Below are 15,817 nucleotides of genomic sequence, written 5' to 3'. Positions count from 1 at the left end.
TTATAGAAGATGAGAAAAGACTAAAATATAAAATAATCAATTTAACTGAAGTTTAATAATTTTAGGGAAAAACAGAGATAAAGTTGTTTCGTGATATGGTTTGGATTGTACTTCAATTTTACCTCCGTGTAAATGCATGATTTGTCTGGACAGGCTTAAACCTATTCCTGTTCCTGATTTGCGTGTGGTATAAAATGGAACGAAAATTTCTTCCAATTCATTTTCAGAAATTCCTGATCCATTATCACTTATATGAATGATTGAATATTCACTTGTTTCTTCGTTGCTAATAAGGATCTTAGGGCGTTTTGTAGTTTGAAGAGCTTCACAAGAGTTTTTGATAATATTAATGAAAACCAGTGAAATCAATTCTTTATCTGCGAAAATTGCAACCTCTTCGGGTTCTAATTTTTGTTCAATTTGAATATGCTCCCACCCACTTTTTTCTGACATATTGATCAAGTTGAATATAAAATCCTTAACCATAATATCCTTGCATTTGGGATCGGGAATGGAGTCTAAACTCTTTACTTGGGTGACAAAATAATGGATACCGGCACCAATTTCATTTATCATTTCAAGCCCATGAATCAAATCAGCTATTATTTCTTTTGATAACTCCTTCGAAGGGTAAGGATTTTCACAAAAATTCTCTTTTAACAAATCACATATTGCTCTACTAGTAGATACAATCGGACTCATCGAATTTGAAATTTCATGATTAAATATTTTTACCAGTCGTCTCCAGGATTCCTGTTCCCTTTCATCCAACTCCTGTTTGATATTATCCAGGGTAAATACACGAACCGGACTATTATTTATAATAAAATTGTTGGCTTTTAACAAAAAGCTCATTGATGAATTTGATGAAATTTTAATAATTTTCTTTTGACCGTTCCTTATTGAATCAAGGGAATGATAAAAGTCAGGAGAAAGCCTTCGAAACTGATTAATATTGAGAATCTGTTTTCTATTAATCATTTTTTTTAGGGCATTATTATGAAATTCAATATCGCCGTTCTTCCCCACTATCATAATCCCTGTAGTAATCATCTCGAATACCTTGCCAAAATATTGTTCTCTTTTTTCGCTTTCCAACCTTAGATTTTGTATGGTTGCATAAATTTCCTCCAGCGAGTTTATTAATGCATGAGATATTTGATTTTTTGATTTATACGAACGAATGTTCTTTTCTCCGTTTTTGGCAAAAAGAAAAAAGTCGGCTATTGTTTTATTGGTTTTTTTTATGAAATTAATTAAGGATAATGTTTGAATCGCCGCTATACTTGTAAAAAACAGCAATAAATACCAATCCTGATAAACAGTATAAATAAAACTTGTGATGATGGACGTAATGGAAATTAACACTACCCGGATAATAATATTTAAATATAGTTTTGGGTGAATCATACGTTGTTTTCATTGGGGACATAAATCCGGTAACGCTTTAATTTACGATATAAGGATTGGCGGCCAATTTTTAATTCGCGTGATGTTGCGGCAATATTTCTATCATTTCTGTCCATTGCCCGGCTGATCAACATTTTTTCAGCTTCATTCAGGGAAATTAGCTGGCTATTATTTGAGACATTAAATTGGTTCAGATTTGAAAAATCAGAAGATGATAAGACATTTGATTCACACAATATTACAGCCCGTTCGATAGTATGCTTCAATTCCCGAATATTTCCGGGCCAATCATAATTCATGAGAGTATCTGTACCCATCTTATCAAACCTGATGGGAAATTTTTCATATTTATCCCCAAAAAGCCTCAGAAAATAATTAGCTATCGTCGGAATATCTTCTTTTCGCTCACGTAATGGTGGGATATGGATTTCGACAGTATTCATCCGATAAAATAAGTCTTCGCGAAAAAAATGGTTAACGATCATTTCACGAAGGTTCTTGTTGGTAGCACAAATAATCCGGATATCTACCGGAATTTCTTTAATGCTTCCTACAGGTGTTATTGCTTTTTTTTGTAAGGCCGAAAGTATTTTAGGTTGCATTGTGATGGATAGATTTCCGATTTCATCCAAAAATAAGGTTCCACCCGAAGCTGCTTCAAATTTACCGGTCCGGTTCGCTATGGCATCTGTAAAAGCCCCTTTCATATGTCCGAAAAATTCACTTTCAAACAACGATTCGCTTAATGAGCCAATGTCGATACTTATAAAGGCCTCCTCCCTGCGGAGAGACAACCTATGAATTTCTCTGGCAATCAGATCCTTGCCCGTTCCGTTTTCACCTGTAATTAAAATATTGGCATCGGATGGGGCTACCTTATGGGCCAATTGAAGTATTTTTTGAATGGCGGGTGAATTTCCTATGATCTGGTAATTCTGTTTATTGATCTCGGAAGATAAATGAATTTGCTTGCTTTTTAGCCGGGACACCTCATCCTGTGCTTTTTTCAATGCTAAAGCCGATTTTATAGTCGCTACCAGCTTATCATTCTCCCAGGGCTTGGTAACAAAATCAGTGGCCCCGATTTTCATGGCTTCAACCGTCAGGGAAATGCTCCCGTAGGCGGTCAGGCAAATAACTTTTGCTTCAAATTTATGTAAAATGCGTTTAAGCCAGAATAAGCCGTCTTTTCCGCTTTTCTCCTGGGCTTTAAAATTCATATCTAATATAATGACATCTGCATCATTCAGTTTTTCATCCCCGAAAATCTGTTCAGGACCCGAAAGCATGATGATCTCCCTGAAGTGATATTTAAGCAGGAACCGAAGAGATTCCAGAATTTTTTGATGATCATCTATCAATATTATTTTACCTGAATTTATTTGCATTTTTAAAAATGATAGAAGTGTATGATATAGATACTCTCAATGTATTGAATTGTTACACTTTCAAAAACTAAAAAATCTTATACATCTGTATTTCATTGCATTACGTACTGGCATTGATTTTGAAAATAATAAATCTAATATCATATATCAAATTTTATTCTTTAAATCATGGTCAACTATTATTTTAAAACCGCTTGGATAAATATTAAAAGCAGAAAGTTATCCTCCCTTATAAATGTAGCCGGGCTGGTATTGGGAATGTCGATCAGTATCATTATTCTTTTATGGGTATTTAATCAATTAAGCTACGACCGTATTCACGAAAAAAACGACCGTACCTATCAGCTTTACAAGGAATGGGTAGTCTCACGTAAAAACAATATTAATTCTGGAACAGCCCCAGCCTTGGTTCCAAGTATGGCAGCCGATCTTCCTGAAATTGAAAAATATGCACGTTTCCGGGTCTTTATTCAAAGAGAGCGTAACAACAACCTGATTAAATATAAAGACGTCGTTTTTTCAGAAGAATTTTTTGGATTTGCCGATACTGATTTCTTTCAGATATTTTCGTTCCCCTTTTTAGAAGGGGACCCAAATACCGCTTTGCTCGATCCAAATTCAATCGTATTGACAGCATCTTTTTCAAAAAAAATATTTGGGGACGAAGACCCCATGGGAAAAGTAATTCAGGTGGACAACAACTTTAACTTTAAGGTAACAGGCATACTAAAGGATGTTCCCGAAAATTCAAGCCTTCAGTTTGTTTCGCTCATCCCGTTTATTCGAATAACGGATTTCATGCCTGAAAATGGAAATTATGATATTAATGGTAATTGGGGACTTCATTTTTTTCAAAGCTATATTTTATTAAAAGAGGGTACGGATATTGAAAATTTCCGGCAAAAAGCATATGGTTATCTTCAGGCCAGACAACCTGAATTTGAAAATAATTGGCAATACTATATTCACCTGATGCCCTTAAAAAACATGTATCTGGAGTCCGATAAAATTATAGGAGGCGCGGCCAATAAAAAAGGGAACAAAAGCAATGTAAATATGTTTCTGATTATTTCGGGCCTGTTATTGTTGGTTTCCTGTATCAATTTCATGACCCTGACAACGGCCCGTTCATCCATTCGTGCCAAAGAGGTCGGGATCAAAAAAACATTTGGGGCACTGCGAAAAAACCTGATCATCCAATTTTATCTCGAAACGCTGTTAATGGCTATCCTCTCATTACTGATTTCATTGGCCATTGTAAAACTCATTCTGCCATTTTGCAATCAGTTGATCGGAGAAACATTGTCGTTCAGCAGCTTTGGAAGTATAAAAATAGTGGGCGTATTAATTTTGATCACCTTGGCCAGCAGTGTTATGGCAGGGAGCTATCCGGCTCTTTTATTGTCGAATTTCCGTCCCATTAAAGTCCTTTATGGTGCGTCCGGAAACAAACAAGGGGGGAACCTTTTTAGAAAAATATTGGTACTTATCCAGTTCACGTTTTCCGTTGCACTTATTATAGGGACGGTGATCATCTTCAGCCAATATTCATTTATCCGGAATAAAGACCTGGGGTTTGATTATAAAAATACGGTTACTATAAATGTATCCGGGAAATATCTTGAGAAATTTGATTTTATCAAAACCGAGTTATTAAAGAACCCCGATATTGTTAATGTCACGGCCAGTACTGCGGCCATGAGTGCTGGTGCATACTCATCATCTAACTTTTTGTGGATGGGGGCTGATGAAAAATTTATTAATGGAGGGGGAGATTTTGGATTCAATCATATTGAACATGACTTCTTAAAAACGTTTGGAATAAAACTAATCATGGGTGAAGATCTATCTCCATCTGTTAAAATGAGACATAAAGAGATTATAATTAATGAATCTACTTTGGGCAGAATGAATATCGAAAATCCAATCGGTATGAAAGTGGTTCCTCATAGGGGATCTTTTGATAAAGAACACAATATCATCGGCATAATAAAAGATTTTCACTTTCAGACCCTGAAATCTGAAATCCGTCCTTTGGTATTATCCTATGACCCAAGAATGTTTCGTTTTATCTATGTAAAAATTAATCCTGAAAATAAAACAAATGCGATCAATCATATTGAAAAAACCTTACTTTCGGCCGACCCCAATATTCCGTTTGAATATCAGTTCTTAGAGGTGGAATTCGATAAACTTTATCGCGCTGAAGCATTCATGGCAAATTTATTTGGCATTTTTTCAATCATTCTGGTCATCATCACCTGTTTGGGGCTTTTTGCACTTTCCGCATTTACGGCCGAGCAAAAGATTAAAGAAATCGGGATTAGGAAAACCTTTGGTGCTTCCATGAAAGATATTGTTTTGTTATTGGTGAAATCAATCATTTATCTGACGATTCTCGCAAATATTATTGCCTGGCCTATTGCCTATTACCTCTTTGACAAATGGCTTGACAACTTTGCTTATCACATCGACTTAAGGCCCTGGATATTTATTTTATCGTTTTTTATTTCCATGGGCATCAGTTTGACGATTGTAATCTATCAGTCTGTTAAAGCAGGGCGATCGAATCCGTTGGATAGTTTAAGATACCAATGATATTTCCGGAAAAACATAAAGGAAGCATCTCGGTTCAGTCAATCCAAAAATAAAACAACTTTTACATTGAATTTTTAGGTTAGCAACCCTAAGGGATGGCTTCCCCAATTGGGGAAGCCATCCCTTACTTCACTATTCATATCTCAAACAATCTACCGGGTTTTGTGTTGCCGATTTAATTGATTGATAGCTGACTGTAATCAGCGCAATCATTATTGAAAGTAATGCACCAAAAGCAAAATAATACCAGCTTAAGCTTATTTGATAAGAAAAATTCTTCAGCCATTCAGTCATAAAATACCAAGCAACAGGCCATGCAATAATATTAGCAATGCATACCCATTTCAAAAAATCAGTATTTAACAACTGCAAAATTTTCATTACACCCGCACCATTTACTTTGCGGATTCCAATTTCCTTTGTTCGCAACTCGGTTAGGAATGATGCCAAACCAAATAATCCGATACATGCTATAAATATGGCAATCAAGGTAAAAGCTGTGAACAGTATTCCCATTCGGATATAGGAAAAATAACTCTTTTTAAAATTTTCATCAACAAATAAATAATCGAATGGGGCATTATTTGATAATTCGGCCCATTTTTCTTCAACCTTTTTTAAAGCTGATTCTTTGTTTTTAGCATTTAATTTTATCAAAACATATTGCATATTTGATTGTCGGTAATGGTATGCAAAGGGTTCCACTTTTGTAAGCAAAGAACGGAAATGAAAACTCTTAAGCACCCCAACTACTTTAAAATCAATCCGTGGCACACTGTCTCCAACATTAACTGATAATTTTTTACCAATTGGATCATCCCAATTATATCTTTTTGCAAGCTCTTCATTAATTAATACAGCTAATGTATCAGTGCCAAATTCATGAGAAAAATTCCTTCCAATAACAATTTCCATTCCCATTGTTTCAACAAACTGATCATCAATGGTACTATTATAAATAATAACCGGATTATTATTATCACCACCTTCTGGATAATACCCCGAGCCACTCATCCCAATACCAGGAGCACCATTCGTAATGCTGACCTTTTCAACATCAGATAATGCTATAAATTCATTTCTTAAAACTTCACTCTTTTTCCGCAATGATTCACTCCTAATTGGTATAATAATTCTATTCTCTCCTTTAAACCCCAGATCTTTATTCTGCATAAAATTTAATTGCTTATAAATAACCGAAGTGCAAATTATTAGAGTCACGGCAATGCTAAACTGTATAACTACTAATATATTGCGCAATAATGATTTTTTCTTGCCTTTCACTTTTTCACCCTTTAAAGCAGCAATGGGCGAAAAGGATGACATATAAAAGGCAGGATATGATCCTGCCAAAATACCAACAATAAAAGTAATCGCCACAAAAACACCAATAATTGTCAGCTTATTACTGAATAAATCCGAAGAACTGTCATTTTGATAGACTAAATTATTGAACATCGGCAAAGTAATCTGAACAATTATAATTGATAACACAAAAGCGACTATGCTAAATAAGATAGATTCTCCTATAAATTGACGTATCAATTGAGACCGGATGGCTCCATGAATTTTACGCATTCCCACTTCTTTGGCACGTTTAAATGAACGGGCTGATGCCAGATTCATATAATTAATACATGCAATGAAGAGAATAAATGTGGCAATGGCTGAAAATAAATAAACATAGGTGATATCCCCTTTATTATCCCCTTCTCTTTCCAAATTTGAATATAAATGGATGCTGGTTAATGGTTGTAAAAAAAGATCAAAATGCACACCCATATCAACCAATTGTTGTGTATGCCTTATTTTAAAATCATTAAATTTCTCCTGTAATTTCAGATAATCTGCATTTTTATCCAACATTACATAGGAATACATCATAATATTTCCCCAACTATTTGATCCATATAACCTGGAGCTGGGATCTCTGATGTCCATACTAACAATTAGTTGAAACTGGATTTGAGAATTCGGAGGAATATCCTGCAATACACCGGTAACAGTGTAAGCAATTTCATTATCGATCCGAATGACCTCTCCCACAGCCTTGTTTTCTCCGAAGAATTTTTTAGCGACAGTTTCCGTTAAAACGATGCTTCTGGGATTCAATAAAACTTCTGTTCGATTACCTTGAATCAGTTTAAAAGAAAAAATATCCAAAAACGAAGAATCAGCATATAAAATTCCATCCTGAATAAATTTTCGTTCTCCAACTTCGAATTCCTGACCACTGGCGATAACAAACTTTGTATTGTCAATCACTTCCGGAAAATCTTCACGTAAAGCTTCTCCCATTGGAGCACTCGTAACAGCAAGGTTCATTATATTCCCACCAACGGTAGCATTCAAACCAACCCTATAAATTTGATCTGACTTTTCATGAAATTTATCAAAGCTAAGTTCATGAATAACATAGGATAGGATAAGGATACAGACTGACATACCAATAGCCAGGCCACCAATGTTTATCATCGAATAGCTTTTTTGGCGGATCAATAATCGAAGTGCGGTTTTAAGATAATTTTGAATCATTTTAAATCATTTTGGGGTTGTGAAGACTAAAAATAAAAAATTATTTTAACTGCTTAGTTAAAAGAATGTTAAAGAAAGTTAATAGACTTATAATGACGATTGAGCGACTAAAAAATTACAAAAAAGTTGATAAAATTAACCTTATTGTTTAAGAACCTACCAGCTTAACTGATCATTCATATTTAATAGCCTCAATTGGATTTTTAAGGGCTGCTTTCCAGGCAAGAAATGCAACAGTGCCAATGGCAATAATTAAACTGAGTATAAAAACCATTAAAAATAGCCACCAGGTAATATTGATCCGGTAATAAAAATTGTTCAACCATCGGTTCATAATCAAGATGGCAATAGGTATTCCGATAATATTTGCAATGCTTACATAAAGGGTAAATTCGCGGGTAAATAATTTAATGATACCTAAAATAGAAGCCCCATAAGTTTTACGGATGCCTATTTCCCTCACCTTCTTTTCGGCCATAAATGCCGTTAGGCCCAATAAACCAAGAATTGCTATGATGATAGCCAGAACAACAAAATATCTGAATATTTTTTCGAATTGTGCTTCCCTTTTGTAAAGCACCTCAAAATCGTCGGACAAGAAACTATACTCAAAAGGATAAGCCGGATTAATTTCTTTAAATGATTTTTCGATAAATCTGATGGTTTGATCAATATTCTCCATGTTGACTTTTGCCGCAACAATTCGATTAAGTGAAGGATTGAATGTTAAAATGATGGGTTCAATTTCTTCATGCAATGATTTAAAATGATAATCTTTAACAACCCCAATCACACGACCATTTATCTGGTTATCCCAGCTGGAAGCAAAGTTCCAGCTCATTTTTTTACCAATCACATCATCCATATTCCATCCGAATTTCTTCATGGCGCTTTCATTTATGATGCATGAAGAAGAATCAGTTCCAAATTCTTTTGAAAAATTTCTTCCGGTAAGAATTTCGATTTTAAGCCCTGGTATGTATTCGTAGCCAATACTTGTTGTTCGGGCCGGAAATGACTTTTCATTTCCTTCAATCAAAAAATGATCTCCAAAAGGAGTTTCACCGGGAAGTTGAGAGGTAAGAAAAGCGGTTTTGATATTTGGATTCGAAAGCAACATCTCTTTCAATAAATTTGCTTGTCCTCCCTGAATCTCATCTTTAAAAGAGGTATAAACAATTTGATCTTTATCAAAACCCAAGGGTCGGTTTTTCACATATTTCATTTGCTGAAAAATCACCATTACTCCACTCAATAAAATCACCATTACCACAAATTGGAAAATCACCAATATTTTACGGGTGATAATGCTAGTTCCTCCCAAAACGGTTTTATTTTTTAAAGCAACCATGGGCTGAAAAGAAGAAGTGAAAAAGGCAGGATAGATTCCTGAGAATAATCCAACAACTATGGTCAATCCAATAAAACTGATTAAATGTTTTAAATAATTAACCGATAAATTGGCACTAATTAATTTTTGAAATTCGGGAATGATCGATTCAATCAAAACAATGCCAATAAACATGGAGATGAAAGATACCATGATGGATTCGCCCAAAAACTGCACGATTAGATTTGTACGGCTTGCCCCAACAACCTTTCTGATCCCTACTTCCTTTGATCGATGCATGGATCTGGCAGTCGATAAATTCATAAAATTCATACAAGCGATAACCAGAACCAAAAAAGCAATGGAAATTAAAAACAATACATTTTTAAAATCTCCAGTCAGGGCATAATCAAAAATCCGGTCGTTTTTGAGGTGAATATCGAGCATTTTTTGAAAGCGGAAAGTTGAAGTTTCTTTCCATGGAGCGTAATATTTTTCCTTGAAAGCAAGCAGTTTTTGATCGATATTTTTCAAATCGGCATTTTCTGTAATCCTGACAAATGAATACAAAAATGTCCGCCAATTATTGATATTGAAATTGGGATCGCCGTTGGTGGTGAGTAAAATGTCTGTTTTAAAATGGGTGGTAGTTGGCAAATCCTTTATCACCCCTGTAATGGTTAAATGCTGCTCATTATCCATTTTTAAAGTTCGTCCAACCACGTCAATCATTCCAAAATATTTTTCGGCCAAACTTTCCGATAAAACAATTGAATTCGGAACTGTCAGCATTGTGTTTTTATCACCAGCAACAACGTGAATATTAAATACTTTAAAGAAATTTGAATCAACCATAAAAATATTGTTCTCATAAAATTTCTGTCCTACAGTATTTAAATGATCGTCAACTGCCTCGAACATCCTTCGATCGGATGTACTAAAACGGGTACCTGCAATGATTTCTGGGTAATCTTTTGCCAGTTGAATGGCTGTTGGACCGGGAGCCAGTGCCGTAAATTGGGTGGGGGCTTGTTCCCATTCCATATCCAAAGTAACCCGGTATATTTGATTAGCATTTTTAAAATGTTTGTCAAATTCAAATTCATGCTCAACAAACATCATAATCAGCACGAAGGCTGCTATCCCCACAGATAAACCAATGATATTGATCAGTGAAAAGAATTTATTCCTGATTAAAGTTCTAACAATTACTTTCAAATAATTGATCCACATTGTATTTATTTCAGTTGAATTAGTAGTTTTTATTCAAATTTTAATGTTTCTGATGGATTTGTATTGGCAGCCTTGATAGCTTGTGCACTCACTGTTAACAATGATATAATAAGTGTTATTAAACCCGCCAAAATAAATATATACCAATTCATTTGAATCCGATAGGTAAAATTATTCAGCCAATTATCCATGGTATAATAAGATAAAGGCCAGGCAATAATATTTGCAATTAAAACCAGCTTCGCGATATTGGACGATAATATCAAAACTATGCGGCTTACGCTTGCGCCAAAAACCTTACGCACACTAATTTCCCGAATCCGGTATTTGGTAATTAAACTGTTAATCCCGAAAAGTCCCATACAGGAAATCAATATTGAAAGCATCGTAAACACTAGTATTAATGATCCTGTTTGGAATTCAGCCTTATAAAGTTTTTTGTATTCGTTGTCGACATACTGAATTTCGAAAGGGTAATTCGGATACAATTCCATCCATTTGCTTTCAATAAAATCCATAGTTTGTTCACTTTTTTCCGGATCAATCCTAAGAGATAGATAATCATATCCATAAGGATCCATAGAAAAGACCAAAGGTTCTACGGCATAATGCAGCGACCTGAAATTAAAATCGTCGACCACACCTGCCACGTAACCCATATTTTTTTCACTTTGCATACTCAGTCGTTTACCAATCGGATTTCCATCACCGAAATATGCAACTGCTGCTGATTTATTTATCACATATGCTGCTGTTGGATTTTCAAAAGAGACCTGTGGAAAAGTATTTCCTTGCAGAATCCTTATTTTATAAGTTTTAAAAAAATCCTTGTCAACCAAAATATACCAGGTCATATCTTGTTCTACTTCATTTCCATTTTCATAATAAACTGTCTGGTGAAATGGTTGATCTGTAATATTGAAGGAATTGGCCGATAAATCAATGATTTCAGAATTTTTAGCAAACTCCTGTTTGATAATCTCCCCTTTTTCTTTCAAGCGATCATCATGAAGCGGTATATTCACAACCCCATGACGGTTATATCCTAAATCAAGGTTATCCACATAATTCATTTGCTGGGTGATAAAAAATGCCCCAACAATCAAAGAAATGGAAATTACGAATTGAATAACCATCAAAACATTTCTGAAAGTGGTATTGGCCTTGTTCCCCCCAAATCCGGATTTTAATACCTTAATGGGTTGCAACCTTGAAACCACAAAGGCGGGATAGCTTCCGGATATTATGCCAACCCAAATGATTATAATTATGCTAAAAACAATAAATCTCCAATCCAGATAATCGATAAAAATGTTAAGTTCGAACCATCGGTTTAACAAAGGAATAAATGATTCGATAAAAACGAAACTTAATGCTAATGAAAAGACTGTAAACATGACAGATTCACTTAAAAACTGATTACGGATTTTATACCGGTCGGCACCAACAACTTTTCTTAATCCAACTTCTTTTGCCCTGCGAAGGGAAGCAGCGATGGATAGGTTCACGTAATTTATGGAAGCAACTACCAAAATAACGATGGCAACAAAAATATAAATGAGCAGGTATTTTTTATTCACGGGTGCTTCAAGGTTTCCTCTGATAATTTCAACATGGGCAAGCCTGATCGGTTGAAAATATAAATTTCTGAAAAATTCAATTCCTGCGTAATCTTTATATTCTTCGGTAGCATATTCAATCAGTTTATTCTGAAAATTTCTTACTGATACGTTTTCCTTGAATTTAACATAAGTAAAATAATTTATTGAACCCCAGTATTTTTTTAAATCGGCGTACATATAATCTCCAGTACCACGAAAAGTGGTGATGAGATCGAAATGAAAATGCGAATTAGGGGGAACATCCTTTGCGACACCCGAAATTACATAAGTCTTCCCATTAAATTCGATGGTTTTGCCAAGTACATCAATTTTATTAAAGTATTTAATTGCAGTCTTTTCGTTGATAACAACCGAAAAAGCTTCGTTCAGCACACTTTCCCTGTCTCCAAGCACCAATTGATAATCAAATGTTTTAAAGAATGTACTATCAGTAAAAAAGAAACGGGACTCATAGAAGAAAGTTTCATTGGCTTTTATCGTAACTTTTTCCGACCAACTTGATCTACCAATTCTTGCAAAAGATTCAACTTCCGGAAAATCTCTTGAGATCAACCTGCCAAGGGCACTTGGAGAACCCACAAATTCTTTATTTAGGCAAATGCGATAAATCTGATCGTTATTGGGTTGAAAATTTTCATAGTTAAACTCATAATCAACATAAAAAATACTGATGGCAAAGATGGCAATCCCAATTGATAAGCCTAAAAGGTTAATGATAGAAATGAGTTTATTCCGCCCAAATGCCCTGATGGCTATTTTTATATAATTAAAAAACATCTTATTGATATTTTAGGTTAATTTCCTAAGCTTGGCAATCAGTATGCCATATCCATATTTAGTTGTTTTTGTGATGATTATAATTTTTAGTGATGTTTAAAATAAATTAATTGTTCACAAAATGAACACTTTTTGTACACTAAATGGACATTTTAATAACATATAAGCAATCTTTTTATAAATTTAGCTTTTATATGACAGATAAGCACTAAATGAAAAAGGGAAGTATCTTAATCGTTGATGATAATATCAGTATTCTTAAATCGCTTCAGTTACTGCTTAAATCGGAATATCAACAAATTGATATCATTAGTAATCCCGAACAAATCAAACAAATGTTCGCGAAAACCGCCTATGATCTTGTACTGTTGGATATGAATTTTAAAACAGGGATAAATACGGGAAATGAAGGTTTGTTCTGGCTTAAAAAAATTTTGGATATTGATTCGGATGCGGTTGTTATTTTAATCACTGCTTACGGCGATATCGAATTGGCGGTTAAGGCAATCAAGCAAGGTGCTACGGATTTTGTGCAGAAACCATGGGATGCCGAAAAACTTCTTGCAACTTTGCACTCGGCATATAAACTAAGAACTTCAAAATACGAGATCGCGAAGCTAAAGAACAAACATCAGGTTTTTCAGGAAAATATTACGAACAATCATTTTCAGATTATTGGAAAATCAAAAGCAATGATTGAAGTTTTTTCGATGATCGAAAAAGTTGCAGCTACTGATGCAAATGTACTTTTATTGGGAGAAAACGGGACAGGAAAGGATTTATTTGCCCGACTAATTCACCTTAAATCAAAACGGGCAAAAGAAATTTTTATCGCTGTTGACGTGGGCTCCATCAGCGAATCCTTATTCGAGAGCGAACTTTTTGGATATAAAAAAGGGGCATTCACCGATGCAAAGGAAGACCGGATTGGAAAAATTGAAGCCGCCAATGGGGGAACCCTCTTTTTGGATGAAATTGCCAATCTACCGCCTTCGATGCAAGCAAAACTTTTGAGGACAATTCAGGAAAAACAAATCACCAAACTGGGCTCTAACAAACCCATTGATCTGGATATCCGTCTCATTACTGCTACCAATAAGTCGGTCGATCAACTCATCAATGATGGGTTATTTAGGGAAGATTTGTATTTCAGGATAAACACCATCGAAATTACCATCCCCCCACTGCGTAAAAGAAAAGACGACATTATTATGATTGCGGAATTTTTCCTGAAAAAATATCGTGAAAAATATGAAAAACCCCAGTTAAAATTGAATCAGGATGCCATTGACAAATTGACCCAGTATTACTGGCCGGGTAATGTAAGAGAGCTTAAACACAGCATTGAAAAAGCTGTTATTTTAAGCGAATCAAATCTACTAACTCCCGAAGACTTTTTCTTTAAAACAAATACTGAAATGCAGGATGAAGTACAAAGTTTTAAACTCAACGAATTTGAAAAAGAAGCATTGTTTAAAGCCTTGGCAAAGCACCGGAACAACTTAAGCAACGTAGCGAAAGAGATGGGGATTTCCCGAACCACCCTTTATAAAAAAATTAAAAAGTATGATTTATAATCGTTTCTTGATTTCCACATTCATCCGGGTTGTACTGATTTCCATGAACAGCTTTATGATCGTTTATTTTGGGGGCATGGAAAAGCGGTTATTTACTGTTATTTTCCTGTTTCTTATCCTCCTTGCTCAAATTTGGCAACTTTATCGCTACGTGAGTAAAACAAATCGCGATTTAGCCAAATTTCTTTTTTATCTAAAATATGGTGATACCAGTCTGCATTTTTCAACCCATCAAATTGAAAAAATATTCAAGGGATTAAGTAAAAATTTCAATCAAATTATTGAAGATGTTCATCAAATTAAAGCTGAAAAAGAAGAGCAGGAGATGTTTATTAAAACCACTGTTGAACACATTGGCGTTGGGATTATTTCTTTTGATCAGGATGGTAAAGTCTATATTTTTAATAAAGCCGCAGCCAAATTTTTAGGCATTTCAACGTTATTAAAATTGAGTGATCTTGAAAAAATACAGTCAGGATTATATCAGGAAGTTAAAAACATTAAAACCGGAATTCCATCAATTTTAAAAATTAATTTGAAAAACTATCTTAATCAATACTCCTTCAAATCAACCATTATTAAGGCAAATAAACAAAAAATAACCCTATTATCAATTCAGGATATTAAAACCGAACTGGAAGAAAACGAATTGCTTTCATACCAAAAACTGATCCGTGTGATGACCCATGAGATGATGAATTCGCTTACTCCTATCACCACTTTAACAACTTCGATCAGAAGAAATTTTTCGGATGACAAACAAATAAAAGCCGTTGAAACCCTTAGCCAGGAAAATATTGAAGATGCTTTGACATGCAGCGAACTGATCGAAGAAAGAAGTCAGGGCTTGATTGATTTCATTCAAAAATACCGAACCTTGACCAAACTGTCAATCCCAAAATTCGAAAGTTATCAGGTTCAAAAATTATTTGATAAAACCATTTCATTACTTTCGGACGACATAAAAAAATGTGAAATTCAGATAGATTCTCTATCTGAACCCGCTTTACTTGAAATTACCATGGACGAAAGTTTGATGAATCAGGTGATGATCAATCTAATCAAAAATGCCATGGATGCCTTATTTCAACAAAACACTCCAAAAATAAGTTTGAAGGCTTATTTGAACAATCAAGGTAAAGCAGTCATTGAGGTTACGGACAACGGTATTGGGATTGATGATGCATTGTTAAACGACATCTTTATCCCGCTCTTCACAACCAAAGAGCATGGCTCAGGAATCGGGCTTAATTTTTGCCGACAGGTTATGCGACTGCATAATGGCAGTATTTCCGTAAAATCAAAAAAGGGCGAAGGAAGTACCTTCACCCTAGAGTTTTGATTTGA

8 protein-coding genes are annotated in these 15,817 nt (G+C 34.7%); 3 read left to right on the top strand and 5 right to left on the bottom strand.

Going from position 1 to position 15,817, the window contains the following annotated elements:
- Window positions 1-36: 36 nt before the first annotated feature.
- Entirely contained in the window at window positions 37-1,410 is a 1,374-nt protein-coding gene (locus KKG99_16100; GenBank protein ID MBU1014521.1) for a HAMP domain-containing histidine kinase, read from the bottom strand.
- On the bottom strand, window positions 1,407-2,792 hold the full coding sequence (locus tag KKG99_16095; GenBank protein ID MBU1014520.1) for a sigma-54 dependent transcriptional regulator: 1,386 nt from the start codon (window positions 2,790-2,792) through the stop codon (window positions 1,407-1,409). The genes KKG99_16100 and KKG99_16095 overlap by 4 nt, the downstream gene beginning before the upstream one ends.
- Before the next feature lie 174 nt (window positions 2,793-2,966).
- Here KKG99_16095 and KKG99_16090 point away from each other — a divergent pair, with 174 nt between their 5' ends.
- Entirely contained in the window at window positions 2,967-5,396 is a 2,430-nt protein-coding gene (locus KKG99_16090; protein MBU1014519.1) for an ABC transporter permease, read from the top strand.
- Window positions 5,397-5,528: 132 nt separating this feature from the next.
- On the opposite strand, the gene KKG99_16085 is transcribed toward KKG99_16090, so the two are convergent.
- From KKG99_16085 to KKG99_16075, 3 genes are all read right to left on the bottom strand, one after another.
- Window positions 5,529-7,931, bottom strand: coding sequence for an ABC transporter permease (locus KKG99_16085; GenBank protein MBU1014518.1), 2,403 nt, complete (start codon window positions 7,929-7,931; stop codon window positions 5,529-5,531).
- Between the two features lie 172 nt (window positions 7,932-8,103).
- The gene (locus KKG99_16080; GenBank protein MBU1014517.1) at window positions 8,104-10,494 is read right to left on the bottom strand and encodes an ABC transporter permease; all 2,391 of its coding nucleotides are present in this window, start codon (window positions 10,492-10,494) and stop codon (window positions 8,104-8,106) included.
- 29 nt (window positions 10,495-10,523) lie between these two features.
- Entirely contained in the window at window positions 10,524-12,893 is a 2,370-nt protein-coding gene (locus KKG99_16075; protein MBU1014516.1) for an ABC transporter permease, read from the bottom strand.
- A gap of 212 nt (window positions 12,894-13,105) precedes the next feature.
- On the opposite strand from KKG99_16075, the gene KKG99_16070 reads away from it, so the two are divergent.
- On the top strand, window positions 13,106-14,470 hold the full coding sequence (locus KKG99_16070; GenBank protein MBU1014515.1) for a sigma-54 dependent transcriptional regulator: 1,365 nt from the start codon (window positions 13,106-13,108) through the stop codon (window positions 14,468-14,470).
- Window positions 14,460-15,812, top strand: a complete 1,353-nt coding sequence (locus KKG99_16065; GenBank protein ID MBU1014514.1) for a hypothetical protein — start codon at window positions 14,460-14,462, stop codon at window positions 15,810-15,812. Before KKG99_16070 ends, KKG99_16065 begins: the two co-directional genes overlap by 11 nt.
- The last annotated feature ends 5 nt before the right edge of the window (window positions 15,813-15,817 follow it).

This window comes from Bacteroidota bacterium (assembly GCA_018816945.1).
Classification (GTDB): Bacteria; Bacteroidota; Bacteroidia; order Bacteroidales.
This window is presented reverse-complemented; position numbering and strand designations above follow the sequence as displayed.